The following is a 25,934-nucleotide window of genomic DNA, read 5'->3' as shown; positions in this document are numbered from 1 at the left end:
CATGCCGCGCCTTCGCCACCTCCTCGCCTTCGGCGTCACGTCCTTCGTCTTCGCGATCGCCGCGAACGCCCAGGACACCGCCCCCGCGGCCACCGCGTCCGCGACTGGCGCCGCCCCGGCGCGCCCCGCGGCGCTGGCCGACTTCGAGGCCTACCTCGACGCCACGCGCAAGCAGTTCGACGTGCCGGGCATCGCGGTCGCGATCGTCAAGGACGGTAAGGTGGTGCTCGAGCTCGGCTCGGGTGTGCGCAAGCTGGGCGATCCCGCGAAGGTCGACGCGCACACGCAGTTCGCCATCGCGTCGAACACCAAGGCGTTCACCGCGGCCTCGCTGGCGATCCTCGCCGACGAGAAGAAGCTCGACATGAACGACCGCGTGATCGACCGGTTGCCGTGGTTCCAGATGTCCGATCCGTACGTCACGCGCGAGATGCGCGTGCGCGACCTGCTGGCGCATCGCAGCGGCCTCAGCCTCGGCGCCGGCGACCTCCTGTACTGGCCCGCCACGACGTACACCACGAAGGAGGTGGTGCAGCGACTGCGCTACGTGCCGCTGACGAACAGCTTCCGCGCCGAGTACGCGTACGACAACATCCTCTTCGCGGTCGCGGGCCTCGTCATCGAGCAGGTTTCGGGAAAATCCTGGAGCGACTTCGTGCGCGAGCGCATCTTCCAGCCGCTCGGCATGACCGAATCGCAGACGAGTGCGCCTGGCCGCATCGCCGCCGGCGACGACATCGCCACCGGTCACGCGAAGTTCGACTTCAAGGACCTGAAGCCCGTGCCGCCGATGTCGTGGAGCAACAATCCCTCGGCGGGCGGCATCTATTCCAGTGTCCACGACCTCTCGAAGTGGATGACCATGCAGCTGGCCGGCGGCGCCTACACGGACGCCTCGGGCAAGGCGCAGCGCCTCTTCAGCGAGAAGCGCCAGGCGGAGATGTGGTCGCTGATCACGCCGATCCGGATCCCGGAACCGAGCGTGCCCGAGCTCGCGCCGGCGAAGCCGAACTTCTCCGGCTACGGCGAAGGCTGGTTCGTTTCCGACTACCGCGGTCACAAGCTCGTGTGGCACACCGGTGGCTGGCCCGGCATGGTCTCGCGCCTGACGATGGTGCCCGACCTCAAGCTCGGCGTGGTGGTGCTGACGAACCAGGAATCCGGCGCGGCGTTCCAGGCGGTCACGATGCGGGCCCTCGACGCCTTCATGGACGCACCGGTGAAGGACTGGATCGCCGCGTACGCCGCCAGCGTGAAGAAGGCGGAAGGCAACGCCGACGACAGCATGAAGAAGCACGAGGCCGCGCGCATGAAGGGCGCGAAGCCGTCGCTGCCGCTGGACGGCTACGCGGGCACGTACCGCGATCCGTGGTACGGCGACGTCAACGTGGCGAAGCAGGGCGGCAAGCTGGTGATGAGCTTCACGAAGACCGCCCAGCTCACCGGCACGCTCGAACCGTGGCAGCACGACACCTTCGTCGCGCACTGGGACGACCGCTCGCTCAACGGCGACGCGTTCGTCAACTTCGTGCTCGATCCCGATGGCAAGGTACGCGAGGTCCGCATGGAACCGGTCTCGCCGCTGACCGACTTCAGCTTCGACTTCCAGGACCTGCGCCTGGCGCCGGTTCCGTAGGAGAGCACCTGGCGCGATGGGGTGCTCGCCGCACGCACCCATCGCGGCCAGGTCCGCTCCTACGAAAGCGACGAGCGTCACGCCGACGGATCGGGATCCGTCGACGCCTTCGGCGCGCCCGCACCCGTCGGCCCGATCATGTCGCCCATGTTGCCGCCGGACCTCAGCACGAGGTCCTGCGGACGCAGCAGCGGAATGTCGGCGCCGCGGAGGCGCGCGATGATGTCGAACAGCAGGTCGCTCTTCACGTTGCCGACGTCGCGCGGGCTGCCGACGTAGCACGTCGCGGCGAACGTCATCGCGGCGCGATCGATGTTGTCGAGCGTGACGGACGGCGCGGGCGTGGGCTGCACGGACGCATGGCCCTGCATGGCGTCGAGCATGTGCTGGCGCACGTCCACCGGATCGCAATCCAGCGGCATCGGCAGCTTGATCAGGACACGGCCCTGCGGGTTGGCCATCGTCATGTTGCGCACGGGCTTCGTGATGAACGAGGAGTTCGGCACGATGATCGTCGAGCGGTCGGATACCTGGATTTCGGTCGCGCGCACGTTGATGCGGCGGATGTCGCCTTCGGCGTCGTCGAGCACGACCCAGTCGCCGACTTTTACCGGGCGCTCGGCGAGCAGGATCAGGCCGGAGATGAAGTTCTGCACGATCGCCTGCAGACCGAAGCCGATGCCGACCGACAGCGCCGACGCGACCCATGCCACGTTCTGCACCGACAGGCCCATCGCCAGCAGGGCGATCGCCACCACGATCACGATGCCGACGTAGCCGAGCAGGGTGGTCAGCGAACTGCGCATGCCCGGATCGAGGTTCGTGCGCGGCAGGTACTGCTCCGACATCCAGTTCTTGACGACGCGGACGGCGAGCAGGCCGAGGAAGAACAGCGCGATCGACGTCAGGATCTGGCTCGGCTTCAGCTCGACGTTGTAGATCTTCAGCGACTGCAGCTTGCCGCCCAGCGCGAGGATGTCCGACGCGCCGGCGCCGAAACCCGAGACGACGGCCGTCAGGCCGAACAGGAACAGGCCCAGGCGCACGATGCCGGAAAGCAGCACGCCGGCCTGGTCGAGCAGCTTCGGATGCGTGCCGAACACCGCCTGCGCCCGCGCGCTCATCGGACCCTTCTCGGAGAGCAGCGTCTCGAAGAGGTCGTCGACGAGGCGCATGGCGAGGTAGGTGGAGGCGATCACGATGGCCGTCCACACGACCTGGCCGGCGATGAACGCGGCGAAGGCGATGAAGCCGGTGAGCAGGCCGATCCACGACGCGGCGATCGCGATCCATGCCGCCGCGATGAACAGGCTCGCCCAGATGGGTCGGGGCGCCGGCGGGGTACCGTCCGTGTCGTGATGGTGCGTGCGGCCGAGGCGAAGCAGCGCGAAGGCGGTGAGCGTCGTGAACACGACGGCCTGCAGGCTCGTCGTGACGACGGTGATGGAGAGGCTCGTGCCGATGGCGCGGTTGAGCTCGCGCAGGAACACGAACAGGACGACGGACAGCGAGATCGCCATCGGGAAGCGACGCAGCGCGTCCGCGGTCTCGTCGGGAATCGCGGGAAGACGCCACGACGGCCGCTTCGGCGAGAGCAGCGCGCGGCCCAGGCCCGCGATGAATGCGCCGAAGAACACCAGACGCACCAGCGCGCGCACCACCTCGTCGGTGTCGGAGCTGAAGGTCTCGTTCCAGTTGAGGCCCAGATAGATGAGCTGCGTGCCGAGGCCGGTGGTCAGCGTCGAGGTGAGCGCGATGCCGAGGATCAACGCCGAGCGGCGCAGGCGACCCGGCGGCATGCGGTTCGCCGTGAGCTGGCGGACGCGGTGTTCGATGTAGAGCCGCACGCCGGTCATCAGCAGCAGGCCGAGCAGCACGCAGGTGATCAGCGCGACGCGGTTGCCGGCGGTCCAGCTCTCGGCGATGTCTTGCTTCACGCCATCGGCGAAGGCGCGCAGGTTGGCGGAATCGCGCGGGAAGGCCGCGGCAGGCTCGGACCAGAACGGGCGCGAGAGGGGAGAGTTGGTACGTCGCGAAATGGTTTCCTGGAAGCGCGTGCGCCGCAGTTCGGCCAGCTGGTTCGCCGTCTGCTGCGCTTCGAGCGCGATCGCGTCCGCCTGCTTCACCTGCGCGTCCACGGCGTCGAACGCCTTCTGGGCGTCCTTGCGCGCGGAGGCGAGTTCGGGGGCTTCCTTCGTGCCGGCCGCGGGCGCGGGACCCAGCTGGTCGAGGCGAGCCTTGGCGGCGTCGCGACCCTGCTGCAGCGAGCTGGACAGCTTCTGCGCGTCGCTGGCGATGCCGGTCGATTTGCCGCGCAGGTCGTCGATCGTGCTGTCTTCGATGTGCTCGTCCTTCATGGTCTTTTCGACCTGGTCGAGCTGACCGCGCAAGTCGTCGATCTGCTGGGCGGGGCTGGCGTCGTCCGCCTGTGCGAAGGCGCCGCCGGTGCCGGCGAGGAGGAGGGCGATGAAGAAGATTCGTAGGATGCGCATGGCGTGATGATCGAAGCCGGTTCCGATCCGGTCAATTGCCCGGAGGTATGCGGTACCCTCGGTGAACGGCGCGTGCTGGCCCGTGTTGCGGCAATGCAGCTTTGCCGGCGCGTAGCCGCCCGTTATCCTGCCGCCCCTTTCGTCACGCCTGGAAGCCCACATGCGCAAGATGCTGGTCGCCGGTAACTGGAAGATGCATGGCTCCCGTATCGTCGGCAGCGCGCTGGTGCACGAAATCGCCCGGAGCGTGGGCGAACGCGTGAAGGCCGGCGCGCTGGCCTGCGAGGACGTCGTGCTCTTTCCGCCCACGACCCACCTCGGCGAATTCGCGGCGAAGTTCCACGACAGCGGCCTCGGTTTCGGGGCGCAGGACGTCTCCGAGCACGTCGGCACCGGCGCCTATACCGGCGAGGTTTCCGGGGAGATGCTGCGCGACGTCGGTGCCCGCTGGGTCATCGTCGGCCATTCCGAGCGGCGCCAGTATCACCATGAATCCGACGAACTCGTCGCGCGCAAGTTCGCGGCGGCGCTGAAGGCGGGCCTCACCCCGATCGTATGCGTCGGCGAGACGAAGGAAGAGCACGAGGAAGGCCGCGCCGAGGAAGTGATCGGCCGCCAGCTCGGCGCCGTGCTGGACCTCAACGGCATCGAGCCGTTCCGGGACGCGGTGGTGGCGTACGAGCCCGTCTGGGCCATCGGAACGGGCCTGACGGCCACGCCGGAGACGGCGCAGAAAATTCATGCGTTCATCCGTAGCCAACTGGGAAAAAAGGATGCTAATATCTCGCTCCTGACCCGGGTGCTTTACGGCGGAAGCGTCAAGCCGGCCAATGCGGCCGAACTTTTCGCCCAGCCGGATGTGGACGGGGGACTGATCGGCGGCGCGGCTTTACTCGCCAACGATTTCCTGGATATATGCGCCGCGGCGCGTCGATAATTCGCGACACGGCAAACCAAGAAGACATGTTCATTCTCTTCAGCGTTTTCTATATCCTGATCGCCGCGGCGATGATCGTGCTGATCCTCATGCAGCGCGGTGCCGGTGCGGAGGCAGGTTCGGGTTTCGGCGGCGGTGCATCCGCCACCGTGTTCGGTGCGCGTGGTTCGTCGAGCTTCATGACGCGTGCCACGGCCGTCCTGGCCACCCTGTTTTTCCTGCTCAGCCTCGGCATGGGCATTTACCTCGGTCGCACGGGCAATCCCCAGCCGGCCGCGGATCTTGGTGTGATGTCCGGCGTTACCACGTCGGCCGCTCCCGCCAACAACGCACCGGTGGTCCCGGCCGCGTCGGACGTGCCTCAGGCACCCGCCGCTTCGGCCCCGGCAGCGAACAACGATGTTCCGGCCGCGAAGCAGGAAGCCACTCAGGCTCCCGCCGAACCGGCCAAGAAGTAATAACGCAACACGCAGTAAAAGTTATGCCCAGGTGGCGGAATTGGTAGACGCACTACCTTGAGGTGGTAGCGGCTTAGGTCGTGGGGGTTCGAGTCCCCCCTTGGGCACCAACAGAGATCCGGACAACCTCAACCGGATCGCAAAGAAACCCGCGAAAGCGGGTTTTTTTGTGCGCGGTCGCTCGTACGAACGCCTCGCCGTAGGCACCGGCGTGCGCCGGTGCGACGATGAGGATATATGGACGGGATCGCCTCTTCGTGCGCCAAAAGCTACCTCACCGTCGCACCGGCGAAAGCCGGTGCCCACGGCGAGGCGATCACAAGAGCGACGAGGCCACACGCTCGTCGCACCGGCGAAAGACGGTGCCCACGGCGGGGCGATCACAAGAGCGACGAGGCCACACGCTCGTCGCACCGGCGAAAGCCGGTGCCCACGGCGAGGCGATCACAAGAGCGACGAGGCCACACGCTCGTCGCACCGGCGAAAGCCGGTGCCCACGGCGAGGCGATCGGAAGGGCGAGGCGCTTAGCCCGCGTTCTGCAGCACCCACTGCCAACGCCGTGGCACCTTGCCTTCGGGACCCGGCGTCGGCTGCGTGACGGGATGGCTATGCGGCGGGGCGAGCTCCGGACCGTCGACGATGTCTTCGGTGATGTAGCTGTAGAACCAGTCTTCGCCGGGTTCGAAGCTCTGGATGATCGGATGTCCGGTCTCGTGGTAATGCTTCGTCGCGTGCTTATTCAGCGAATCGTCGCAGCAGCCGATGTGGCCGCATTGCGCGCAACGGCGAAGGTGGAACCACCAGCTGCCCGTGGCGAGGCATTCGACACAACCGGTGCCGCTCGGCGGGACATCGGGGTCGATGCCCTTGATGCGTTTGTCTTGCATGGGTTTATCCTGCGGTGGCGCGGTCAGAGCAATCGACCGGCACGCCTTAGGGCCGCTGCCTGCATGCGGTCGACCGAGGTTGCCAGCGAGCGTAATGCAATCCGCAGTTCGAGGGAATTCGGACAGCCACAGGCGAGGAGGGACTCGATTCGCTCGGCGGCATCGGCGACGCAAACGTGATCGTGCTCGAGGGCGTGCCGGGCGACATGGTTGGCCCGGAACTGGGCCTCGTCGTAGTCATGGTGAAGCAGCGCCTGGAGCAATCCCAGGGCTTCCAGGGAGATCTCCTCGGCTGCCATGACGTTGTGCATCCGACGATTAGGGCCCCATCGGCGGCTGCACGCAATCGGCCATCCGGCCTACTCAAGGTCGCCGCGTTGCGGCCGGGGTGCATGCCTGCGCCGTCGGCTATCCTCCGCGCAGTTCACTATCCATCGAGGCCTCCCGTGCATCTTGCCGCCACCGCGCTCACCGTCCTGGTCATCCTGATCCACCTCTACATCGTCGTGCTGGAGATGGTCCTGTGGCGCTCGCGAGGACCGAAGGTCTTCGGCATCACGCCCCAGTTCGCGAGCGACAGCGCCGCGCTCGCCTCGAACCAGGGCCTCTACAACGGGTTCCTGGTGGTCGCCCTGCTGCTCGGCCTCGTCCTGCGCGAACCGTTCGCCACGGCTTTCGTCTTCTATGGCCTCGGATGCGTGGTCGTGGCGGGGCTGTGGGGTGCGCTGACGGCGAGCCGCCGGATCCTGTACGTGCAGGCGCTCCCCGCCGCCCTTGCACTCGCCGCGCAATGGCTCGCCCGCTGAAGCGTGCGGCACGTCGGGGTCCGTATCGACGTCGTCGTCCATAATCGGCCCGAACACGCGAGGCGGAGCGACGCATGCCGGATACGGATCTTCCCCTTGGCCATCCCGAGATCACGCCGCCGCCGCGTCCGCGCACGTTCGAGCTCGGCCTGGCCCTGGCCGGGGCGGTCTCCGGGGGCGCGTACGCCGCGGGCGTCCTCGATTTCATCTACGAGGCCCTGGAGCGCTGGTACGCGGCGAAGCGGGCCGGCGAGGCGGTGCCGTCGCATGACGTGCTGCTGCGCGACATCTCCGGCGCGTCGGCGGGCAGCATCAACGGGGTGCTTTCCGCCATCGCGCTTCCTTACGCCTTCGAGCATGTCCACGCGGCGACCGACGGCGCGACGGCGGCCCGGAACCCGTTCTACGACACGTGGGTCAACCGGGTCGACATCAAGGGGTTCCTGGGCACCGACGATCTGGACAAGGACCTGCCCATCGCGTCGCTGCTCGACACGCGCTGCCTCGATGCGATCGCGGAGGATGCCCTGCGCTTCGAGGCGGCACCTGCGAGCCGGCCCTACATCGCGAATCCGCTGAAGCTGGTCTTCACCGTGACGAACCTGCGCGGCGTGCCCTACGAGGTGCCCTTCGCGGGAACGGGATCGGACGCCGGACACGGCATGGTCGCGCACGAGGACTACCTGCGCTTCGCCGTCGATACGGGGCAGGGGGCGTACGACCGTCGCTGGCACTATCCCGACGACCTCTACGTGGCGCATCCCAAACGCCTGCCGGACCGCGGGTGGACCGCGCTCATGAACGCCGCGCTGGCGTCGTCGGCTTTCCCAGGTGGTCTGCGCTACCGCGAGATCGAACGGCGCTGGAGCGACTACATGCAGCGCAGCGTCGTGGTGCCCGACGAGAACGGCATGTCGCGCGTGGTGCCGATCGAGCCGAAGCTGGACGAGGGCGAGCACATGGGCGCGAGCTACCGGTTCGTCGGCGTCGACGGCGGTGCGATGGACAACGAGCCGTTCGAGCTCGCGCGGACGGAACTGGCCGGCACGCTGGGCCGGAATCCGCGACGTGGCGATCAAGTCAACCGCATCGTCCTCATGGTGGACCCCTTTCCGGAGCCGGACGACCTCGGACCGGAGTTCGCGGCGTCGATCAACGTCGTCGGCGCCCTGACCGCGTTGTTCGCCTCATGGAAGCAGCAGGCGCGCTTCAAGCCGCGGGAAATCGCGCTGGCGATGGACGATGCCGTCTACAGCCGTTTCCTCATCGCGCCCATCCGTCCCGCCACCGAAGGCGAAACGCGCTGGCTGGGCGGACGGGCGATCGCCGCCGGCGCGCTGGGCGGTTTCGCCGGGTTCCTCGCGCAGGCCTACCGGCGGCACGATTTCCTGCTCGGACGCCGCAACGCGCAGCGCTTCCTCTCGGAGCATTTCCTCGTGCCGGCCAGCAATCCGATCGTCGCGGCGTGGGCCGGCGATCCCGCGCTGGCGCACTTCCTGCGCGAGCGCGATGGCGAAACGCACGCGCCCGTGATTCCCCTCGTCGGCGACTGCGCGTGCGCGGCGCGCGAGGAATGCCTGCCGGCGTGGCCACGCGGGGCGCTCGATCCCCTGAGCCTCATGCCCGACATCAGCAAGCGTCTTGACGCGCTGTATCGCGTGGCCACCGACAAATGGAAGGATAAGATTCTGACCTGGCTCGCATGGCATACGTATGCACGGCGCAAGCTCCTCCGCTTCGCCGCGACGCGGCTCGTGGACGCCCTGCGGCGGCACGAGCTCTGGTAAACGAAATGACGAAATCGTGTTTGGATCGTGCTAATACGGCAAGTGATTCGTCGATGTAACACCCGTTCGTGAGGAAACGCCCAGAAAAGCGAATCCGCATCTGGTCGTCGCGTGGAAACGGGAGTAGGTTGGACCACGCCCCTCCCTCGTGTCAGAACCTATGAATACATCAGCCGCGCCACGCGCGATCGTTTTCGAGGATCATTCCGGACTGGCCTCCGCGCTCGCGGACATGCTGGAGGAGCGGTTTGGCTACGACGTCGCCGCATGCGCGACATGCATCGAAGAGGCGTTGCGGCTGGCGCACGTGGAGCGTTGCGATGTGGCCGTCGTGGACATCGATCTCCAGGGCGTCAAGGTATATCCCGCGCTCGACGAGCTTCAGCGCCGCGGCATCCCCTTCATCCTCGCGACCGGTTCGATGCAGGTGGACATTCCCGCCAAGTACCGGGCGCCGCTCATCCGCAAGCCGTATAGCGCGCAGCAGCTGGAAACCGCATTGCACGAGGCCAGCCGACCGCAGCGGGTCAGCTGACCTCCGGCAACGTCAACCCAGCGACGGTTCGTCGAACAGGCCGCGTTCGCCGCGGCGATCGGAACCGGCCACCCTCAGCGTGTTCTCGACATCGCGGACGCCCACGGCGTCGGCCACGGTGTCTTCGGCCAGGTGTTTCATGTAGCGCTTCGGCACTTCGCCGGTCAGACGCACCACGCCCGTTGTCACCGTCACTTCGATGGCCGAGGCGTCGATCGCGTCGTGCTCCGTCAGCCGCTCGCAGATGTCGTCGCGAATGCGCTCGTCGCTGCGCTCGTAGCCCTTCGGTCCGACGCCGCGCCATCCGCCCGGATAGCCGGACGGACTCCAGGCGCGACGGGCGTCGTCGTCGCCGCGACCGAAGTCGCGGTGACCGGGGTGCCGTCCGTGCGTGTCGTAAGCATGGTGACCACCGAAGTCGCGGTGGCCCGGACGACGGCCACCGTCGCGTTCGTCGTCGCGCTGCCCGGTCCAGCCACCTCCCGAGAAATCGTCGCCCGGGCGGTAGTCGCGTCCGCCCGCGACGTCGCGCCGGGCATCGTAGGGACTCGCGCCAGCATCGCGATGGAGCCCCGCATCGCGGTGCCCATAGGTGCCTCCGAATTCATCGCCGGGATAGCGCGTGTCGTCGCGGCGTCCGAGGGGCCGTGCCCAGACGCTGTCGTCGTCGGGATGGCGGGTCGTGCCGTGGCGATCGTCTTGACGGTTCATGAGCGGCTCCAGCGTGAAGGACCACGCCAGTCTTCGCGCCGTGCCATGCAATACGTGTTGCGCGCGCGTCAACGCGGCGGAAACGTTTCTGAAGCGACGAGGCTCAGTGGGCCGGCGGCGCGGTCGCCACGCCGTGGGCCGTTTCACGCAGCCACTGGTTCACTTCGTCCAGATTGGCGGCCACGCTCGCGCACAGCCGGCGCAGTTCCGCGCTGGGCTGTTGCAGGTCGGGCACCATGATCGTCGGCACGCCCGCCGCCGTCGCGGATCGCACCCCGGCGAGCGAATCCTCCAGGGCGAGGCAGCGTGCCGTGGGCGTGTTCAGGATCCGGGCCGCTCGCAGGTAAGCGTCGGGATACGGCTTGCAGCGCTCGCAGTCGCCGGACGCCACCAGGGCGTCGAAGCGCTCGCGAAGGCCGAACGCGTCCAGGTGGTGGATCGCCGTGGCATGGGGAGACGACGTGGCGATCGCACGAGGGATGCCAAGCTCGTCGAGGGTGTCGAGCAGCCGGGTCACGCCGGGCTTCAGCCGCAGGTCGGTGTCGAAGAGAGCGTGGTATCGGGCGGATGCCCCTTCCCAGACGGCATCGAGATCGACCTCGTCGCCGACGTGTTCCCTGAGCAGAAGTCGCGCCGCGTGCCCGTGCAGACCCACCATCCGCTGGCACAGGGAGAGGGGCAGGTGGATGCCGACTTCGTCGGCGGCGGCGAGCAGCGCGTCGCGGTAGAGCGCCTCCGTGTCGAAGAGGACGCCGTCCAGGTCGAAGACGATCGCCTGGGGTGTCGCCGGAAATCGGACCATGCCAGCCCCCGTGCAGCAGTGCCGGACGGTGCTTCCGGACCTGGGCTCAACATAGCGCTCATTGATGCACCGCGCCATAGCCCGAATGGTGCGGGTCATTCGGGCATCATGTAGCGATGCATCGATTGGACAGGGGGCGGCCCCGATGAAACGCCGCCGCATGTGGGCACAGGGGCTGGCCGGCGCGGCCGCCGCGACACTGCTTTTCGCCACGGGCGCGTGGGGCGCGTTCGCGCTCGCCTACCGCGCTCCGGGGCCGCGCGGCGTCAGGCTGGCGGTCGCCGTCGCCTGGATGGCGGGTTGCGTGCTGCTCTGGGCTGCCTGGCTCGGGATGGGCGAGGACCGCGCCGCCGCGATTTTCGTCGCCGCCTATGCGGCACTGCTGCTGTGGTGGGGAACGATCCGGCCGAGCAACGACCGCGTCTGGGCCGACGACGTGGCGCGGCTGCTCTCGGGCGAAGTGGCCGGTTCGCACGTGACGCTGCGCAACGTGCGCGACTTCACCTGGCGCTCGGACACCGACTACGACATCCGCTGGGAAACGCGCGAGTACGATCTCGACCGGCTGGTGCGCGTGGATGCCGTCCTGTCCTATTGGGCGAGCGAGGCGATCGCCCACGCGATGCTTTCGTTCGGCTTCGACGATGGACGGCACGTCGTGTTCTCGGTGGAGATCCGGCGCAAGCGCGGCGAGGCGTTCTCCGAGGTCGGCGGGTTCTTCCGCCAGTTCGAACTCGTGCTCGTCGCCGCGGACGAACACGACATCGTGCGCGTGCGAACCAATGTGCGTGGCGAGGACGATTACCTCTTCCCGTTGCGCATGCCGCAGGAGGCCATGCGCTCGCTGTTCGTCTCCTACGTCGAGGCGGCGAACGGACTGGTCCGCCGGCCACGGTTCTACAACACGGTCACGTCGAACTGCACCACCATCGTCTATCGCATGGCGAGGCGCATCGACGGCGCCCTGCCGTTCGACCTGCGCCTGCTGCTCACCGGCTACCTGCCGGAATACTTCGCGGAGAACGGCACCCTGGACGAACGCTTTTCGGTCGACGAATGGCGACGCTTCGGCCGCATCACGGAGCGGGCGAGGGCGACCGGCCCGGGGGACGATTTCTCCCGCGCCATCCGCGTCGGCATTCCGCCGGCCTATTCGCCGCCGTCGGGCGATTCCACCGTGTAGCCCTTCGCGCGCAGGGCGGCGAGGTAGCCGTCCCCGCTGAGCAGGTCGTCGATGGGCACGATGGCGACGACCTGCGTGTTCGCCGCCATCGCCTCGTCCACGGTGGCGAGCCAGCGCTCGCGCACGGCCTTCGGCACGTCGGCGAGGCCGATGCGCTGCGCGACGCCGCCTTCGGTGACGGCGTTCATGCACGTGATCAGCTGCGCGGCCCGCCGGTCGTCGCGGAGCGCGGCGAGGTCGCCGGTGGCCCAGGCGTTCGCGCGGGCGGTCATGTCGGCGAGCTGCGGCTCGATGTTCTGCACGCTCTGGGCGAAGCACGAGACGTCGTCGAGCGTGGATTTCTTGAACGCCTTCACGGCGGCCCGCGGGTCGTCGACGAGGAGGGTGTATTCGACGGGGATCTGCTTCACACCGTGCTTCTGCGCGAGGTCCGTGACCGCGCGCGTGATCTGGCCCGACTTCGCGAGGCCCGTCTTCTTCACGGCGCTCTTGTAGAGCTCCAGCGCGGCGAAGATCGGGCGATAGCGCTCCACCCGACGATCGTCGCCGATGTAGCGCGCCTTGACCTCGAGCCAGCGGGCGTAGACGTCCGGCGGCACGGTCTCCTGCAGCGTCGCGCCGTCCGGCGCGTTGCGCACGCCGATGAGCGAGGGCAGGAGGACGAGCTTGCCGAAGAATCCGACGTTGGGCTTGATCTCCACGTGCGGCGGCAGGAGCAGTGCGCCCGAATGCGCGAGGGCGTCGTCGATCTCGTCCGTCTTCCAGGTCATCCCGCGGGGGATGGGCGTGAGGCTGCCGAGGATGAGCAGCGTGTGCCCGCCCCGCGTAGCCCGCCACAAGCCGGGGCCGGGCTGGACGCCGCTCACGGTGACCGCGTCCAGCGTCGGGATGGTCGGGGGCGTGTTCTGCGCAAAAGCCGTGGCAGGCAGCACGATGAGGCAGGCGAGGAGGGCGAGGACGATGCGGTTCATGCGCGGAGTCTAGGGCCGCCGCGTCGCGAGCGGAATTCCCCGATCACCGGTCGCTCGCCGCCCGTTCACGCCGGTTCCGGATGATCGAGGCATGGCCACTCGGAGAACCATGGGATGAAGATCGGCATCATCGGCGCGGGAAACATCGGCGGGACGCTGGCGCGGCGGTTTCGCGAGCTCGGCCACGAGGTGCTCATCGCCAATTCGCGGGGGCCGGAGACGCTCACGGCCATCGAGCGCGACACCGGCGCGGTCGCGGTGACCGCGCACGAGGCGGCTCGCGGTGGCGATGTCGTCGTGATCACCATCCCCGAATCGAAGATTCCTGCGCTCCCGTCGGACCTGTTCGACGGCGTGCCCGACTCGACGATCGTCGTCGATACCGGCAACTACTATCCCCGCGAGCGTGACGGACGCATCGCGGCGATCGAGGAGGGCGTGACCGAGAGCCGCTGGGTCGCGGACCAGCTCGGCCGACCGGTCGTCAAGGCGTTCAACACCATCGAGGCGGCGCACCTGGGGAGCAAGGGCAAGCCGTCGACGACGGATGGGCGCATCGCCCTGCCGGTCGCGGGCGACGACGCCAACGCGAAGGCGACGGTGCTCCGGCTCGTCGATCAGCTGGGCTTCGATGGCGTCGACGCGGGCACGCTCGACGAATCGTGGCGCCAGCAGCCCGGCTCGCCGGTGTACGGCGCGGATCGTGACCTGGAGGGCGTCCGCCAGGGCCTGCTCGACGCGACACGTGAGCGACAACCCGCATGGCGCGCCACGGCGGCAAGCCCGGGAAGCTATGACGCGCCGCGCTGAACGAATGTCGTGATTGCCGCGTGAAGGATCGGCAAACGCGGAATTCCGTTGTGGGCGCGAAGGGATACGGATAATCTTGCGCCCTTGAGGCAACCGCCGCGTGGTCTTCCTGTCGGCTCGACCGAAGGCTTGCGTACTTTCTGAGGTTACCCACCTTTCCATGGCTCTGGTGATCTACGACATCCCTTTCGCGCCCGATCTGGCCGGCCTCTGGCACGTGCAGATGAACGGCGTGCCGACGGAGAACTTCGAATCGCGCGTCGCCGCCATCGCTTACGCCGTTCAGCAGTCCAGGCTTCTGGGCGGCCAGAACGGTGTGCAGACGCTGGTCTCCGTCGAAGGTGCCGATGGCATGTGGCGCGAGTTCGAATCGAACGCCAAGCGTCCCGTCGGAGGCATGCAGTAGCGCTGCACGCCACGTTGATGCGCGATGCATACGATGGGATGAGGTAAGGAGGATCAACCCACCCATGGCGCATCGCAAGATCGGTTATTTCGACGTGGAAGGCACCTGCTACGTGGCCAAGCCGGGCCGCTGGCGCGGCAAGTACGTCATCAGCGAGGACGGTGAGGAAGTCGCCGAGCACCTGTGCAAGACGCTGCACGAGGATGAGGAGCAAGCGTGTCAGGAAGGCTTGACCCTCGGGATCACCGCGGCTCGCCAGCTGATGAAGGAACGCGAGGGTTTCGATCCCGGCGAAGAGTAGAATCGGTCGGATGACCGAACTCGAAGACCGCTTCCGCGACGACCTCGCGCGCCTGGCCACGGCGACCATGCCCTTCGGCAAGTTCAAGGGCAGGGCGGTGGCCGATCTGCCCGGCAACTACCTGGCGTGGTTCGCGCGCGAAGGCTTCCCGCCCGGCGAACTCGGCAGGCTGCTCGCACTGATGCTCGAGCTCGATCACAACGGTCTGCGCCGTCTGCTCGACCCGCTGCGTAAGCCTTCGCGAACACCGACCGTCCGCCCGTAGACCGCGGCGTGACAAGCCGTCATACCGGGGCAGGGCGGTATTCACGTCCTCGGTAAACGGTTTTCGCGAGGCGTCACACGCCGGAAACGTCATCGCGAGAACCGACCGCTTCGCCGTGGACCCCGGCGTGCGCCGGGGTGACGAACCGTCATACCGGCGCACGCCGGTATCCACGTCCTCGGTTCACGGTGTTCGCGAGGCGACACACGAGTCAGCACGTCGCCGCGACCTGCATAGCGCGTGCCACGTGCACGGGCGAAAGATATTCCGAATGGCCGATGGTGCCGCCCGTTTACGCGGCGTAAGTTTTCCTTGCGTCCCTGTGAATGAAGCGTTGCATCGCGCGTCCGCAGCCACGCGAAAAGTCCCAGCCCCACTCCCCTAAGGCTCCGGAGACTCACCATGAATAACACATCGCACAAGGCGCTCCGGCGTCACGGGCTCGCATTGTCCATCGCCGCCGCGATCGCCTGCGGCAACGCCGCCACCGCGCAGGATGCGCCGCCGTCGCCGGCCCCGGCCGCACCCCAGGCCGCCCCCGACGCCCAGAAGACGACCGACCTCACGGCGATCACCGTGACCGGTTCGGCATTGCCGCGCATCGACGTCGAGACGCCGTCGCCGGTGCAGACCATCTCCGCCGACCAGATCCAGAAGAGCGGCCTGAACACCGTCTCCGATGTCGTCCGTGCCATCTCGGCGGACAACAGCGGTTCGATCCCCGCGTCGTTCACCGCCGGCTTCGCGGCGGGTTCGTCGGGCGTCGCGCTGCGGGGCCTCACGGTCAACTCGACGCTGGTCCTCATCGACGGGCGCCGCGCGGCCAGCTACCCGCTCGCCGACGACGGCCAGCGTTCGTTCGTCGACCTCAACACGATTCCGTCGAACGCCATCGAACGCATCGAGGTGCTCAAGGACGGCGCGTCGTCGCTGTACGGTGCCGACGCCATCGCGGGCGTGGTGAACATCATCCTGCGCCCTGGCTACCAGGGCACGGAGTTCACCGCCGAGGCCGGCACGTCGCAGCACGGTGGCGGCACGACGAAGCGCGCGACGGTACTCTTCGGTGGCGGCGATCTCGACAAGGATGGCTGGAACGCCTACATGAGCGCGGAGTACCAGCGCGACGAACGCATCATGACCAGGGATCGCGGCTACCCGTACAACACGGCGGACATCCGTCGCAGCGGCGGCAACAACCTCATCGGCGGCCAGCCATCGCAGAACTCCGGCTCCATCTACGGCAGCGTGACGCCCGGCACCCTGTCGCGTCCGGGCGACGTCACCTCCGGCGTCCCCGATCCCGACGGCGTGGCGCAGCCGCTGCGTCCGTGCGGTTCGCTCGGCACGCTGGTGACGGACGACCCCGCGAATCCCGGCAGTTACTGCTCGCAGAATTTCGCGCGCTACGCGGCCATCCAGCCGACGACCGATCGCAAGGGCATCTATGGACGCTTCACGCTGAAGGTTTCGGACACGACCAAGGCGTACATCGCGGCCAGCTACTACGAGGTCAAGACGACCTTCCCCGGCGCGCCGGCGCAGATCCAGGCCGGAACCCCGCGCAACACCAACTCCATCGCGTTGCCCGCGACGCTGCCGGATGGCTCGCTCAACCCGAACAACCCGTTCGCGGCCAGCGGGCAGGCGGCATTGATCAACTATGCGTTCCCCAGCGCGCTGGCCAGCGGCGAGAACGACAACCACAACCTTCGCATCGTCGGTGGCATGAATGGGCGGTGGGGCGAATGGAGCTGGGACACGGCGCTGGTGTTGAACCATTCGTCGCTGGATACGCGGCTCAACGGGTTCCTCAACTACGACCGGCTGATCGATGTCGTCACGAATGGTACGTACAACTTCCTCGATCCTTCGGCGAATTCGCGTGCGCTGCTCCAGTCGCTGTCGCCGCAGCTGAAGAAGACCTCGACCAGCGACCTGCAGTCGATCGACTTCCATGTGACGCGTCCCTTGATGGATCTCGGTGGCGGTTCCCTCGGCCTGGCGACGGGCATCGACGTGCGCCACGAAGAGCAGGACGACCCCGACCTCAACCCGAATCTCGCGGCGCAGGGCCTGGGCATCGCGCACGTGAAGGGCGATCGCACCGTCTCCGGCGTCTACGTCGAGCTGGACGCGCCGTTCACCGAGTCGTTGGAAGTGGACGTGTCGGGTCGCTACGACCACTACTCGGACTTCGGCAACAACTTCTCGCCCAAGATCGGCGTGAAGTGGAAGCCGATCGAGGAGCTGGCGCTGCGCGGCACGTTCTCGAAGGGCTTCCGCGCGCCGAGCTTCGCCGAGAACGGTTCGAGCGAGGCGGAAGGTTTCGCCACGTACACACCGCCGGCGGAGTTCCAGGAGCTGCACGGCAACAGCGGCTACGTGCAGCCGTACGGCCTCGGGTTCCTCACGCGCGCGAACCCGGACATCAAGCCGGAGCGTTCGAAGAGCTGGACCTTCGGCGTGCTGTACCAGCCGACGCCCGACCTGAGCGCGTCGCTGGATTACTACCGGATCAAGAAGACGGGCGTGATCGCGCAGCAGAGCGCGAGCGCGGTGCTCGACGCGTACTATGCCGGCCTGCCGCTTCCCGCGGGCTCGGCGATCGTGCAGGACGTGCCGGATCCGGCCGCACCCGACGCGCTGCCGAGGCCGCTCGTCGTCGCGGCGCCGTACGTGAACCAGAACGCGCTGGAAACCAAGGGCCTCGACCTCAACCTGAAGGCCGGGTACGACTTCAGCGAGAACGTCCGCTTCACCAGCGATCTGAACCTCACGAAGATCATCAGCTGGCGGCTCACGCTGGAGGACGGCACGAAGCTGCAGTTCGTCGGCACGCACGGTCCGTACGGTCTCTCGTCGGGTGCCGGTACCCCGCGTTATCGCGGGTCGTGGGCGAACAGCATCCAGTTCGGCAAGGCGACGATCACCGGCACGCTGTATTACACCAGCGGCATCAAGCTGACCGCGCCCGACATCACCGAAGGCTGCTTCTCCACCAACACGGACACCGGCGCGAACGTTCCTTCCAACTGCCGGATGGCGTCGTTCACCGACTTCGACCTGACCGGTCGCTACGACATCACGGACAAGGTCGCGATCACGGGCTCCGTCATGAACGTCTTCGACAAGAAGGCGCCCTTCGACCCGCTCAACTATGCCGCGCTCAATTACAACCCGACGTACGCGCAGAACGGCGTCGTCGGACGCTTCTTCACGCTGGGCGTGAGGGTGAAGCTGTGATCGCCTCGGCATCGAGGACGTCGACGCCGTCCGCGCGGATCGCGATGGCACCCGCCGCGCGGAGTTTCGCCAGCATGCGGGTGACCGTCGCGGCGCTCATGCCGAGGTAGGAGCCGATGTCCTCGCGCGACATCGGAAGCGGGACGAACGTCGCCGGTCCCTCGATGCGCCGGCGGCGTTCCACCAGGTCGGCGAGGAAGCCGCGCAGGCGCTCGGCGGCGGGGCCGTCGGGGCACGGGGGCTCCACGTGGCGCTCCCGGCGGCGCAGCGCCCGAAGGTATCGGGCCGCGGTGCCGCCGTGTTCGCACAGCGCGTCGGTGGCGGCGCGGGGAAAGCGGCAGAACCAGGTCTTGCCGACGGCCACCACCGATGCGCCGTGCGTCTGGGAACGGGCCACGTCCAGCGCGAACAGTTCCCCCGGCAGATGGAACGCGACCACCCGTCCGGCGGCCACGGTCATCGCGAGTCCGGAAAGCACCGCGAACGCGGCGCGGTGGGGTGCTTCCGGCTGCACGAGCCGGTCGCCGTCGAAGAACGGGCCCACGCGCTCGACGGAGGGGCGCATCGCGAGCAGCGCGGGCTCCTCGCTTCGCGTCGCATCGCAGCGATGCGCGTGCCGGCAGGCGTCGTTGCAGCTTGGCGGACGGGGTGTCGTCGATGGGCGTTCCGGGAGCACGGTGATTCCTCGCGCTGCGTTGGACCCATTGTAGGAGCCGGGGCCGGCACGCTCCGGGCTCGTCAGCGCGATGCGCCGTTATGCCGCATGCCGTCCCGACCCGGTGGGTATCTTGACGCGGTCATGCAATTGCCGTAGTTACGGCGTTTGGGGGAATTCAGTACAGGGGGCCGTAGAGGCCATGGCACGTCGATCCACGTTCTACCGTTCGACCGTTCGTTTCCAGGAACCGAGCCATCCGGCAGGGGGCGCCGCATGACCGCGCCCATCGAGGACTCCGTCAGCCCGGTGCTGCCCGAGGGCTTCGTCCCCGGGAGCGTCGCGCCTTTCATGATGCGCTATGGCACGGGCTTCCTGCTCGCCATGCAGCGCGCGGCCGTGGCACACGACGCCGCCCGGTCGCCGGACGAGACCGAACCCGCCTAGCGCGCCGCCGGCTGCGACGAGGGTGCGCGCGCGCCGTCGTCCGGCTCGTCGCCTGCGGGACCACCCTTGTGGATCGCGCCCACCACGAAGATCGCGATCATCGCGACGATGAGGGCGATCACGGCGTAGTAGCGCGAACGGTTCATCCTTCGATCCTCCAGGCGTGCCGCGAGTGTCCCCGGCATAGGGTCAAGGGAATGGAAGACCGGCGTTAGGACGCCGTCCGGAGCAGTTCGGCGATGGAGCCGGTCAGCGCCTGCAAGGAGAACGGCTTGCTGAGCAGGGCCGCCCGCTCGGGCAAGTGGGGCGTTTCAGCAAAGGCGTCCCATGCGTATCCGGTGATGTAGAGCACCGGGACCCGGGGATGCATCTCGCGCATGGCGCGGGCGAACTGGTGTCCGTCCATGCCTGGGAGGCCGATGTCGGTGACCAGGATGTCGGGTGTCCTGCCTGCGTGCAGCTTTCCCAGCGCTTCGGAGGCGTCCGCGCACGCATCGACCTCGTAGCCGCTTTCCTCGAGCACCTCGCACGCGATCGAGCGCAGCATCTGCTCGTCTTCCACGAGCAGGACGCGGCGGCCCGAGCCATCCTGCCGTTCGACATCATGGGTGTGCGCGACGGAAGCCTCGCCGAGGTGTCGCGGGAGCCAGAGGCTCACGGTCGTTCCCGCGCCTGGCACGGAGTCGATGATGGCGCGACCACCCGTCTGTCGCGCGAAGCCGTCCACCATCGAGAGCCCCAGCCCTGTTCCCTGTCCGATCGCTTTCGTCGTGAAGAAGGGATCGAAGGCCTTTTCGGCGGTGGCCCGGGACATGCCTGTGCCGGTGTCGGTGACCGAGACGACCACGTAATCGGCTGCACCGTCGCCGATGTCCGTGCAGGGGGCGTTGCGCGTGACGATGCCCAGCTGGCCGCCTTGCGGCATGGCATCGCGCGCGTTGATGGCGAGGTTGAGGATCGCGCTTTCCAGCTGGCTCGCGTCGGACAGCGTGCGCCAGAGGTCGGACTGCGTGCGCAGTACGATCGACACCTGCTCGCCCAGCACGGGGCGAAGCAGCAGGTCGAGACCGCGGACGATCTGGTTCGCGTCCACGTCGGACAGCGAGAGCGCCTGTTGCCGTGAGTACGCGAGCAGCCGGTGCGTCAGCCCCGCGGCGCGTTTCACCGCGCCGGCCGCGGCGTCGAGCATGCGCTGGACGTTGTCGGCGCGGCCACTCGCCAGCCGTTCGCTGACGACTTCGATGGCGCCGCCGATGCCGCCCAGGATGTTGTTGAAATCGTGCGCGATGCCGCCCGTCAGCCGGCCCAGCGCTTCCAGCTTCTGCGCATGTCGCCACTGGTCTTCCATTTCGCGACGGCGCTCGACATCGCGGCCCATGCCGTACACGACGTCCCCGTCGGGTACGCAGGTCCAGGCGAACCAGCGGTAGCTGCCGTCGTGGGCGCGGATGCGTACTTCCAGATCCTCCACGACATCGCCGTCGAGCAGTTGGGATACGGCGTCGGTCGCGCGCGCCAGGTCGTCGGGATGGACCAGTTCCTCGAAGCCCGTGCCGACGACATCGGCGAGGTCGTGTCCCAACTCGTTCGCCCAGGCCGGATTCACGTTACGGTAGTGGCCGTCGCGCCCCATCACCACGTACAGGTCGCGCGAGATGGCCCAGAGCTGGTCGCGCTCACGCGTCCGCGCATCGATCTCGCGTTCGAGCGACGCGTTCAGCTCGCGCAGCGCCACGGCCGACCGCACGCCTCGCGTGGTCTCGTTGGTCACCGCCACCATGCCGAAGATCCGGCCCTCCTCGTCGCGCAGGGGCGCGTACGAGAAGGTCCACCAGGTGTCCTCGGGAAAGCCATACCGGGTCATCGTCAGGGGCAGGTCGCGATGCATGGTTCCCCGGCCCGCCATGGCGGCGTCGACATGTTCCGACACGGCGTCCCATACGTCGCCCCACAGTTCGTCGAAGCGACGGCCGATGGCGCCGTGCAGGCGGTGACCGAGGATCGGCCGATACGGATCGTTGAAAAAGAACAGCTGGCCGGGCTCGACGGAAATGAACATCGGCTGGGGAGTGTCCATCATCGTCGCGAGCATGCTGCGCAGCGCGGCGGGCCAGCCTTCGACCGCACCCAGCGGCGTGCCGCTCCACGGGAACGCGCGGATCTCGCCGGCCGTCGGCGAATCGACCGGCAGGAACGCGAATGGATCGGAGCGTGGCGGCTCGGACATGCTCAGGGCCGGAACGACGCCACCGGCCCCGACACCTGCTGGCCGCGTTCCCACACCGCGTGGATGGTGGTGGTGGCCTCGATGTCTTTCGACGGATCGTCGTCGAGCACGACGAAGTCCGCGCGTTTGCCGTTGGCGAGGACGCCGCGGTCGTCCAGGCGGAGCAGGGCGGCCGCGCGCTGTGTCGCCACGTGTATGGCCTGTAGCGGCGTGAGGCCGGCGTCGACCATGAGCGCGAGCTCGCGATGTTCCGCGACGCCCGGAATGCGCAAGGGCATGGCGCCCGAGTCGGTGCCGAAGCCGATGTTCACCCCCGCGTCGTAGAGCGTCTTGAGGTTCTTCAGGTTGACCTGGAGGGCGTCTTCGTTCGTCTTCGTCGCGCCGTCGCCCTGGACCCGGTCGCGCCAGGCGGCATCGGCGAACTGGCGCGCGAGGTCCGGCTGCACGGCGTGCGTGAAGAAGGGGCGGTCCATCCACGCGGGATGCCGGGCATAGATGTACGCGGCCTCGTTGAGGTCGAGCGTGGCGATGTACCAGGTGCCGTGGCGCTTCATCGCCTCGACGAAGCCCGCGTCCACGGGTTGGTCGCGCACGCCGTGCGCGAGGATGTCGACGCCGTCGTCGACCAGGCGGCGCGCGTCCTCCAGGTAGTACACGTGCGCGGCGACGCGCAGTTTCCTCGCATGCGCCTCGGCGATCACCGCGCGCCAGATCTCCGGCTTCATCTTCACCGGGAGGCTCCCGTTGAAGTCGTCGAGCCAGATCTTGATCAGGTCCGTGCCGCGGTCGGCGGCCGCGTCCACGGCGGCCCGCGCCTGATCCGGCGTCTCGGGGCGGTCGAGCTGGTCCGGTCCCGCCTTCATCATCTTCGCGGGCGGCGCGCCGTTCGGCACGCCGATGCCGCGGTCGGCGCCGAACAGATCGGAGCCCGGCGCCTTGCCGGCATGCAGCTCGGCGCGCAAAGGGTAGAACACGGCCGGGACGTTCACGCCGAGGGAGGTGACCGTGGTCACCCCATAGGCCTGCCACTGCTTCAGCTGGCGAAGGATGTTGTCGCGGTTGTAGAGCGCGGGCAGGCCACTCCGCGTGCCGTCGACCGAACCGACGTGCGAATGATCGGAGACGATGCCCGGGATGATCGTCTTGCCCGTGTAATCGACCACCTTCGTATCGGCGGGCATCTTCGCGCGCAGGCCCGGGCCCATGAGGGAGATCCGGTCGCCGTTGATCACCAGGGTCACGTCGCGCATCGGCGCCGCGCCGGTGCCGTCGATCACCGTCGCGCCGCGGATCACGGTGGCGGCATGCGTGCCGCCCGCCGCCGCGAGTGCGAGGAAGAGAAGGGTGGGACGAAGTCGGGACATGGTGTTTCCTTCGACGGGGACCGTGCCGGAATAATGCACGACCTGCGAAGGCGATGTCGTTGCGAAAATACTCGTGTCGCCGTTGTCACGCCCGATCCACGTTCCCGCACCGACCCTTGGCGCAAATCCACGCGAGGGAGGGACATCGCATGAACGACGAGAACACCCCGGTCACCGGCAAGCAACGAGGCGCCATCGGCTACATCCTGCTCTGGATCCTTGGCATTCCCATTCCGGTGCTGCTGCTGATCTTCCTGCTTCGCGGTTGCACGTGACGCGTAAGCCGTAGGAGCGCACCTGGGCGCGATGAGGGATTGCGGCAAGCCCCCAATCGCGCCCAGGTGCGCTCCTACCAGGCAAGAAAAAGCCGCGGGAGCCTGGGCTCCCGCGGCTTTCTTCATCAATGACGACGGTCGGCGTCGCGCGCCTTGTCCGCGGCCTTGCCCACTTCCTTCTGGACCTTGCCGGCGTTCTTTTCGATGTTGCCGGCCGCCTGCTTCGCATGGTCGCCGGTGACCTTGCCGACCACTTCCTTCACGGCGCCCTTGACCTCGTGTTTCATGCCTTCGGTGCGGTTCTTGTCCATGGTGTTCTCCTGTCTGGTTCTGCGTCGTTCGCAGGGTGCCGATGTAAGAGGTTGCGGGCTTACAGGAACGTGAAGCGCATGTGCGCCGTCGTTCACCCGCCTTTCAATGGCGCGGGATAGTTCGAGGCCTTCAGCAGGCCCGCGAGATGGGCAGCGTTCGACGCGAGCGTCTCGATCGCCTTGCCGACGTTCTCCGGCGTCTCCTTCAGATCGATGTAATTCGTCGAGCCCATCGCCTCGCCGACCCAGTACGCGGAACTTCCCGCCGGGATGGTGAACCCGAAGTCGGCGAGACCCTGGTAGAGCTCGGCCGAGACGTGGTGCGCGCCGTCTTCGTTGCCGACGACGCCGACCATCGCCACCTTGCCGAAGGTCGGGTATCGCCCGTCGTCGCCGATGTCGCCGAGGATCGCGTCGAGCCGTTCCAGCACGCGCTTCGCGATGCTCGAGGGCTGACCGACCCAGATCGGCGTGACCATCACCAGGATGTCGCTGGCCATGATCCGCTCGCGCACCTTCGGCCATTCGTCACCGCCGCCTTCGTCGTGGCTCACGCCCGGCTTGATGTCGAGGTCCACGAGGCGAACGCTCTCGGTCTCCACGTCGCGCTTCTTCAGGGCGTCGAACAGCTGGTCGAGCAGCTTCTGCGACGAGGAGGGCTTCGGCGACGGCGCGAGCGTGCAGTTGAGTCCAAGGGCTTTGAGCGTCATGACGGTCTCTCCGGCAAAACACCGATCGTCAGAGCACGTCCGTGCAACCGGCGTCGCGGGAAAGTGCATACGCGATGGGCGGATCCCGCTACGATGGCGCCATGTTCCCGTTACCCAAGACGGCCACCGCGCCGTTCTGCCCGTCCGAAGTGGCGGGCTCCATCGTCGTCCCCGCCGACCTGCCATGGTGGAAGAAGGCGCTCCGGTTCGCGGGGCCCGGGCTGCTCGTGTCCGTCGGCTACATGGATCCCGGCAACTGGGCGACCGACATCGAAGCCGGTTCGCGCTTCGGTTATCGCCTGCTCTTCGTCGTGCTGCTCTCGAGCCTGGCGGCGATGATGCTCCAGTGCCTCGCCGCGCGCCTCGGCATCGCCACGCAGAAGGACCTCGCTCGCCTGTCGAGCGAGCGCTATCCGAAAGCCGTCGGGCGCCTCCAGTGGGTTTTCGCCGAGATATCCATCATCTCGTGCGACCTCGCGGAAGTACTCGGCAGCGCGCTCGCCTTCAAGCTCCTCTTCGGCGTGTCGCTGCCGGTCGGCGTGGCGCTGACGGCGCTGGACACCTTCATCGTGCTCGGGCTGCAGGGCAGGGGCTTCCGTCGCGTCGAGGCGATCATCCTCGGGCTCGTCGGCACCATCGGCATCTGTTTCGTGGTGCAGCTGTTCCTCGTGGGGCCGGACTGGGCGCAGGTCGCCGCGGGCTTCGTGCCGTCGCTGCATGCGGTCTCCACGCAGGAGCCGCTCTACCTCGCGATCGGCATCCTGGGTGCCACGATCATGCCGCACAACCTCTACCTGCATTCGTCCGTCGTGCAGACGCGCGCCGTGACCGGTATCCAGGGCAAGCGCGACGCGATCCGCCTGACGCGCGTCGACACCATCGGCTCGCTCAGCCTCGCCCTGCTGATCAACGCGGCGATCCTGATCGTCGCCGCCGCCGCGTTCCACGGCACGGGACGCACCGACGTCGCGGACATCGGCGACGCCTACGAGCTGCTCGCGCCCATCGCGGGTACGACCGTCGCCGCCGTGGCCTTCGCCATCGGCCTCTTCGCGTCGGGGCAGAGCTCGACGTTCACGGGGACGATCGCCGGCCAGGTGATCATGGACGGCTTCCTGCACTGGAAGCTGCCGTGCTGGCAGCGTCGTCTGATCACGCGCGGTCTTGCGATCGTTCCCGCCTTCATCGGCGTGGTGACCATGGGCGACCGCGCCATCGGCGAGCTGCTGATCGCGAGCCAGGTGGTGCTGAGCATCCAGCTTCCGTTCGCGATGTATCCGCTCATCCGTTTCACGGACGACCGCGCACTGATGGGGGATTTCGCCAACGCGCGTCTCGTGTCGGTCGCCGCGTGGCTGCTGTTCGTCGTGATCTCGTGCGCCAACGTCTGGCTGGTGGCACAGGTGTTCGGGTTGGCGTGACGCCGGACAGACGGATACATCACACATGCCCGCGCAGTCTCATCGCCGACGACACCTATGGCGACCCACGCGATGCAAAGCCCGCTCGTACCCGAGGCACCCGGCCGCTCGCCGGTGATTCCCGACGAAACCCCGACGCGGCCGCGCCCCGAGATGCCCGGCGAGAACCCGTCCATCGACCGGCCCCAGGACCGTCCGGCCCACCCGGATACGCCGGAAGACGATGGCACGCCGCCGGCCGAGGCCCCCGAGGCGCTCGCGATCCGCATTCCCTGAGTCCACCGGCACGG

Annotated in this window: 27 protein-coding genes, 1 tRNA gene and 1 pseudogene; 17 read left to right on the top strand and 12 right to left on the bottom strand. The window is 67.8% G+C overall.

The window, feature by feature from the left end:
* The first annotated feature begins 1 nt into the window (after nt 1).
* The gene (locus tag J2X58_RS07070; protein WP_310047229.1) at nt 2-1,636 is read left to right on the top strand and encodes a serine hydrolase; all 1,635 of its coding nucleotides are present in this window, start codon (nt 2-4) and stop codon (nt 1,634-1,636) included.
* Between the two features lie 77 nt (nt 1,637-1,713).
* Here J2X58_RS07070 and J2X58_RS07065 read toward each other — a convergent pair whose 3' ends face one another.
* Nucleotides 1,714-4,128 carry a DUF3772 domain-containing protein gene (locus tag J2X58_RS07065; RefSeq protein WP_310047228.1) on the bottom strand — a complete coding sequence of 805 codons (2,415 nt, stop codon included), beginning with the start codon at nt 4,126-4,128 and terminating at the stop codon, nt 1,714-1,716.
* Between the two features lie 160 nt (nt 4,129-4,288).
* Here J2X58_RS07065 and tpiA point away from each other — a divergent pair, with 160 nt between their 5' ends.
* The 3 genes from tpiA to J2X58_RS07050 all read left to right on the top strand — a co-directional run bounded on the left by tpiA (nt 4,289) and on the right by J2X58_RS07050 (nt 5,633).
* Nucleotides 4,289-5,065, top strand: a complete 777-nt coding sequence (gene tpiA / locus J2X58_RS07060; RefSeq protein WP_090052939.1) for a triose-phosphate isomerase — start codon at nt 4,289-4,291, stop codon at nt 5,063-5,065.
* Between the two features lie 26 nt (nt 5,066-5,091).
* The gene (secG, locus tag J2X58_RS07055; protein WP_310047227.1) at nt 5,092-5,523 is read left to right on the top strand and encodes a preprotein translocase subunit SecG; all 432 of its coding nucleotides are present in this window, start codon (nt 5,092-5,094) and stop codon (nt 5,521-5,523) included.
* Between the two features lie 25 nt (nt 5,524-5,548).
* Nucleotides 5,549-5,633, top strand: a tRNA-Leu gene (locus J2X58_RS07050).
* 415 nt (nt 5,634-6,048) lie between these two features.
* On the opposite strand, the gene J2X58_RS07045 is transcribed toward J2X58_RS07050, so the two are convergent.
* Nucleotides 6,049-6,411, bottom strand: coding sequence for a UBP-type zinc finger domain-containing protein (locus tag J2X58_RS07045; protein WP_310047226.1), 363 nt, complete (start codon nt 6,409-6,411; stop codon nt 6,049-6,051).
* A gap of 23 nt (nt 6,412-6,434) precedes the next feature.
* Nucleotides 6,435-6,710 carry a hypothetical protein gene (locus J2X58_RS07040; protein ID WP_139206023.1) on the bottom strand — a complete coding sequence of 92 codons (276 nt, stop codon included), beginning with the start codon at nt 6,708-6,710 and terminating at the stop codon, nt 6,435-6,437.
* Between the two features lie 147 nt (nt 6,711-6,857).
* On the opposite strand from J2X58_RS07040, the gene J2X58_RS07035 reads away from it, so the two are divergent.
* From J2X58_RS07035 to J2X58_RS07025, 3 genes are all read left to right on the top strand, one after another.
* Nucleotides 6,858-7,217: a DUF1304 domain-containing protein gene (locus J2X58_RS07035; RefSeq protein ID WP_310047225.1), complete on the top strand. Its 360-nt coding sequence runs from the start codon at nt 6,858-6,860 to the stop codon at nt 7,215-7,217.
* 74 nt (nt 7,218-7,291) lie between these two features.
* Nucleotides 7,292-9,004, top strand: coding sequence for a patatin-like phospholipase family protein (locus J2X58_RS07030; RefSeq protein WP_310047224.1), 1,713 nt, complete (start codon nt 7,292-7,294; stop codon nt 9,002-9,004).
* Between the two features lie 160 nt (nt 9,005-9,164).
* A complete protein-coding gene (locus J2X58_RS07025; RefSeq protein WP_090052947.1) occupies nt 9,165-9,539 on the top strand; it encodes a response regulator in 375 nt (124 codons plus the stop codon).
* Between the two features lie 12 nt (nt 9,540-9,551).
* Here the strand turns inward: J2X58_RS07025 and J2X58_RS07020 are convergent, their stop codons facing one another.
* Complete coding sequence (locus J2X58_RS07020; RefSeq protein WP_310047223.1) at nt 9,552-10,250, bottom strand: BON domain-containing protein; 699 nt, start codon at nt 10,248-10,250, stop codon at nt 9,552-9,554.
* A gap of 103 nt (nt 10,251-10,353) precedes the next feature.
* Nucleotides 10,354-11,052, bottom strand: a complete 699-nt coding sequence (locus tag J2X58_RS07015; protein ID WP_310047222.1) for an HAD family phosphatase — start codon at nt 11,050-11,052, stop codon at nt 10,354-10,356.
* A gap of 145 nt (nt 11,053-11,197) precedes the next feature.
* Here J2X58_RS07015 and J2X58_RS07010 point away from each other — a divergent pair, with 145 nt between their 5' ends.
* Nucleotides 11,198-12,235, top strand: a complete 1,038-nt coding sequence (locus tag J2X58_RS07010; protein ID WP_310047221.1) for a DUF4105 domain-containing protein — start codon at nt 11,198-11,200, stop codon at nt 12,233-12,235.
* On the opposite strand, the gene J2X58_RS07005 is transcribed toward J2X58_RS07010, so the two are convergent.
* Nucleotides 12,202-13,206 carry a TraB/GumN family protein gene (locus J2X58_RS07005; RefSeq protein WP_310047220.1) on the bottom strand — a complete coding sequence of 335 codons (1,005 nt, stop codon included), beginning with the start codon at nt 13,204-13,206 and terminating at the stop codon, nt 12,202-12,204. The two genes, J2X58_RS07010 and J2X58_RS07005, sit on opposite strands and share 34 nt — an antisense overlap.
* A gap of 108 nt (nt 13,207-13,314) precedes the next feature.
* On the opposite strand from J2X58_RS07005, the pseudogene J2X58_RS07000 reads away from it, so the two are divergent.
* From J2X58_RS07000 to J2X58_RS06980, 5 genes and pseudogenes are all read left to right on the top strand, one after another.
* A pseudogene (locus J2X58_RS07000) lies at nt 13,315-14,016 on the top strand (NAD(P)-binding domain-containing protein); the annotation flags it as partial.
* A gap of 160 nt (nt 14,017-14,176) precedes the next feature.
* Nucleotides 14,177-14,422, top strand: a complete 246-nt coding sequence (locus J2X58_RS06995; RefSeq protein ID WP_090175723.1) for a DUF2188 domain-containing protein — start codon at nt 14,177-14,179, stop codon at nt 14,420-14,422.
* Between the two features lie 64 nt (nt 14,423-14,486).
* Nucleotides 14,487-14,723 (top strand): hypothetical protein, encoded by a 237-nt coding sequence (locus tag J2X58_RS06990; protein WP_090052955.1) that lies wholly within the window; start codon nt 14,487-14,489, stop codon nt 14,721-14,723.
* A 10-nt stretch (nt 14,724-14,733) separates the two neighbouring features.
* Complete coding sequence (locus J2X58_RS06985; protein WP_090052957.1) at nt 14,734-14,988, top strand: DUF3820 family protein; 255 nt, start codon at nt 14,734-14,736, stop codon at nt 14,986-14,988.
* 402 nt (nt 14,989-15,390) lie between these two features.
* Nucleotides 15,391-18,234, top strand: coding sequence for a TonB-dependent receptor (locus tag J2X58_RS06980; RefSeq protein WP_310047219.1), 2,844 nt, complete (start codon nt 15,391-15,393; stop codon nt 18,232-18,234).
* Here the strand turns inward: J2X58_RS06980 and J2X58_RS06975 are convergent.
* Nucleotides 18,206-18,910 (bottom strand): Crp/Fnr family transcriptional regulator, encoded by a 705-nt coding sequence (locus J2X58_RS06975; protein ID WP_310047217.1) that lies wholly within the window; start codon nt 18,908-18,910, stop codon nt 18,206-18,208. The two genes, J2X58_RS06980 and J2X58_RS06975, sit on opposite strands and share 29 nt — an antisense overlap.
* Before the next feature lie 255 nt (nt 18,911-19,165).
* Here J2X58_RS06975 and J2X58_RS06970 point away from each other — a divergent pair, with 255 nt between their 5' ends.
* Entirely contained in the window at nt 19,166-19,336 is a 171-nt protein-coding gene (locus J2X58_RS06970) for a hypothetical protein (RefSeq protein WP_310047216.1), read from the top strand.
* Here J2X58_RS06970 and J2X58_RS06965 read toward each other — a convergent pair.
* From J2X58_RS06965 to J2X58_RS06955, 3 genes are all read right to left on the bottom strand, one after another.
* Nucleotides 19,333-19,482 (bottom strand): hypothetical protein, encoded by a 150-nt coding sequence (locus tag J2X58_RS06965; RefSeq protein WP_175472744.1) that lies wholly within the window; start codon nt 19,480-19,482, stop codon nt 19,333-19,335. The genes J2X58_RS06970 and J2X58_RS06965 overlap by 4 nt on opposite strands.
* Nucleotides 19,483-19,547: 65 nt before the next feature.
* Nucleotides 19,548-21,563 carry a response regulator gene (locus J2X58_RS06960; protein ID WP_310047215.1) on the bottom strand — a complete coding sequence of 672 codons (2,016 nt, stop codon included), beginning with the start codon at nt 21,561-21,563 and terminating at the stop codon, nt 19,548-19,550.
* A 2-nt stretch (nt 21,564-21,565) separates the two neighbouring features.
* Nucleotides 21,566-22,927, bottom strand: coding sequence for an amidohydrolase family protein (locus J2X58_RS06955; protein WP_310047214.1), 1,362 nt, complete (start codon nt 22,925-22,927; stop codon nt 21,566-21,568).
* 149 nt (nt 22,928-23,076) lie between these two features.
* On the opposite strand from J2X58_RS06955, the gene J2X58_RS06950 reads away from it, so the two are divergent.
* Complete coding sequence (locus J2X58_RS06950; protein ID WP_256374571.1) at nt 23,077-23,202, top strand: hypothetical protein; 126 nt, start codon at nt 23,077-23,079, stop codon at nt 23,200-23,202.
* 125 nt (nt 23,203-23,327) lie between these two features.
* Here J2X58_RS06950 and J2X58_RS06945 read toward each other — a convergent pair whose 3' ends face one another.
* Together J2X58_RS06945 and J2X58_RS06940 are read right to left on the bottom strand one after the other, a co-directional pair.
* Nucleotides 23,328-23,513 (bottom strand): CsbD family protein, encoded by a 186-nt coding sequence (locus J2X58_RS06945; protein WP_090052964.1) that lies wholly within the window; start codon nt 23,511-23,513, stop codon nt 23,328-23,330.
* A 92-nt stretch (nt 23,514-23,605) separates the two neighbouring features.
* Nucleotides 23,606-24,223, bottom strand: a complete 618-nt coding sequence (locus tag J2X58_RS06940) for an NAD(P)H-dependent oxidoreductase (RefSeq protein ID WP_310047213.1) — start codon at nt 24,221-24,223, stop codon at nt 23,606-23,608.
* Between the two features lie 101 nt (nt 24,224-24,324).
* Between J2X58_RS06940 and J2X58_RS06935 the strand changes: the two genes are divergently transcribed.
* Both J2X58_RS06935 and J2X58_RS06930 read left to right on the top strand, forming a co-directional pair.
* Nucleotides 24,325-25,644: an Nramp family divalent metal transporter gene (locus J2X58_RS06935; protein WP_310047212.1), complete on the top strand. Its 1,320-nt coding sequence runs from the start codon at nt 24,325-24,327 to the stop codon at nt 25,642-25,644.
* Nucleotides 25,645-25,716: 72 nt separating this feature from the next.
* Nucleotides 25,717-25,920: a hypothetical protein gene (locus J2X58_RS06930; protein ID WP_310047211.1), complete on the top strand. Its 204-nt coding sequence runs from the start codon at nt 25,717-25,719 to the stop codon at nt 25,918-25,920.
* Nucleotides 25,921-25,934 lie beyond the last annotated feature (14 nt).

Origin of the sequence: Luteibacter sp. 3190, from assembly GCF_031456385.1 — a bacterium.
In the GTDB taxonomy this organism is placed as follows: Bacteria; Pseudomonadota; Gammaproteobacteria; order Xanthomonadales; family Rhodanobacteraceae; genus Luteibacter.
This window is presented reverse-complemented; position numbering and strand designations above follow the sequence as displayed.

What these genes read in the sequence shown, in the direction of transcription:
- J2X58_RS07070 (WP_310047229.1), top strand. Translation starts at nt 2, where the DNA reads ATGCCGCGCCTTCGCCACCTCCTCGCCTTCGGCGTCACGTCCTTCGTC.
- J2X58_RS07065 (WP_310047228.1), bottom strand. Translation starts at nt 4,128, where the DNA reads ATGCGCATCCTACGAATCTTCTTCATCGCCCTCCTCCTCGCCGGCACC.
- tpiA (WP_090052939.1), top strand. Translation starts at nt 4,289, where the DNA reads ATGCGCAAGATGCTGGTCGCCGGTAACTGGAAGATGCATGGCTCCCGT.
- secG (WP_310047227.1), top strand. Translation starts at nt 5,092, where the DNA reads ATGTTCATTCTCTTCAGCGTTTTCTATATCCTGATCGCCGCGGCGATG.
- J2X58_RS07045 (WP_310047226.1), bottom strand. Translation starts at nt 6,411, where the DNA reads ATGCAAGACAAACGCATCAAGGGCATCGACCCCGATGTCCCGCCGAGC.
- J2X58_RS07040 (WP_139206023.1), bottom strand. Translation starts at nt 6,710, where the DNA reads ATGGCAGCCGAGGAGATCTCCCTGGAAGCCCTGGGATTGCTCCAGGCG.
- J2X58_RS07030 (WP_310047224.1), top strand. Translation starts at nt 7,292, where the DNA reads ATGCCGGATACGGATCTTCCCCTTGGCCATCCCGAGATCACGCCGCCG.
- J2X58_RS07025 (WP_090052947.1), top strand. Translation starts at nt 9,165, where the DNA reads ATGAATACATCAGCCGCGCCACGCGCGATCGTTTTCGAGGATCATTCC.
- J2X58_RS07020 (WP_310047223.1), bottom strand. Translation starts at nt 10,250, where the DNA reads ATGAACCGTCAAGACGATCGCCACGGCACGACCCGCCATCCCGACGAC.
- J2X58_RS07015 (WP_310047222.1), bottom strand. Translation starts at nt 11,052, where the DNA reads ATGGTCCGATTTCCGGCGACACCCCAGGCGATCGTCTTCGACCTGGAC.
- J2X58_RS07010 (WP_310047221.1), top strand. Translation starts at nt 11,198, where the DNA reads ATGAAACGCCGCCGCATGTGGGCACAGGGGCTGGCCGGCGCGGCCGCC.
- J2X58_RS07005 (WP_310047220.1), bottom strand. Translation starts at nt 13,206, where the DNA reads ATGAACCGCATCGTCCTCGCCCTCCTCGCCTGCCTCATCGTGCTGCCT.
- J2X58_RS06995 (WP_090175723.1), top strand. Translation starts at nt 14,177, where the DNA reads ATGGCTCTGGTGATCTACGACATCCCTTTCGCGCCCGATCTGGCCGGC.
- J2X58_RS06990 (WP_090052955.1), top strand. Translation starts at nt 14,487, where the DNA reads ATGGCGCATCGCAAGATCGGTTATTTCGACGTGGAAGGCACCTGCTAC.
- J2X58_RS06985 (WP_090052957.1), top strand. Translation starts at nt 14,734, where the DNA reads ATGACCGAACTCGAAGACCGCTTCCGCGACGACCTCGCGCGCCTGGCC.
- J2X58_RS06980 (WP_310047219.1), top strand. Translation starts at nt 15,391, where the DNA reads ATGAATAACACATCGCACAAGGCGCTCCGGCGTCACGGGCTCGCATTG.
- J2X58_RS06970 (WP_310047216.1), top strand. Translation starts at nt 19,166, where the DNA reads ATGACCGCGCCCATCGAGGACTCCGTCAGCCCGGTGCTGCCCGAGGGC.
- J2X58_RS06965 (WP_175472744.1), bottom strand. Translation starts at nt 19,482, where the DNA reads ATGAACCGTTCGCGCTACTACGCCGTGATCGCCCTCATCGTCGCGATG.
- J2X58_RS06960 (WP_310047215.1), bottom strand. Translation starts at nt 21,563, where the DNA reads ATGTCCGAGCCGCCACGCTCCGATCCATTCGCGTTCCTGCCGGTCGAT.
- J2X58_RS06955 (WP_310047214.1), bottom strand. Translation starts at nt 22,927, where the DNA reads ATGTCCCGACTTCGTCCCACCCTTCTCTTCCTCGCACTCGCGGCGGCG.
- J2X58_RS06950 (WP_256374571.1), top strand. Translation starts at nt 23,077, where the DNA reads ATGAACGACGAGAACACCCCGGTCACCGGCAAGCAACGAGGCGCCATC.
- J2X58_RS06945 (WP_090052964.1), bottom strand. Translation starts at nt 23,513, where the DNA reads ATGGACAAGAACCGCACCGAAGGCATGAAACACGAGGTCAAGGGCGCC.
- J2X58_RS06940 (WP_310047213.1), bottom strand. Translation starts at nt 24,223, where the DNA reads ATGACGCTCAAAGCCCTTGGACTCAACTGCACGCTCGCGCCGTCGCCG.
- J2X58_RS06935 (WP_310047212.1), top strand. Translation starts at nt 24,325, where the DNA reads ATGTTCCCGTTACCCAAGACGGCCACCGCGCCGTTCTGCCCGTCCGAA.
- J2X58_RS06930 (WP_310047211.1), top strand. Translation starts at nt 25,717, where the DNA reads ATGCAAAGCCCGCTCGTACCCGAGGCACCCGGCCGCTCGCCGGTGATT.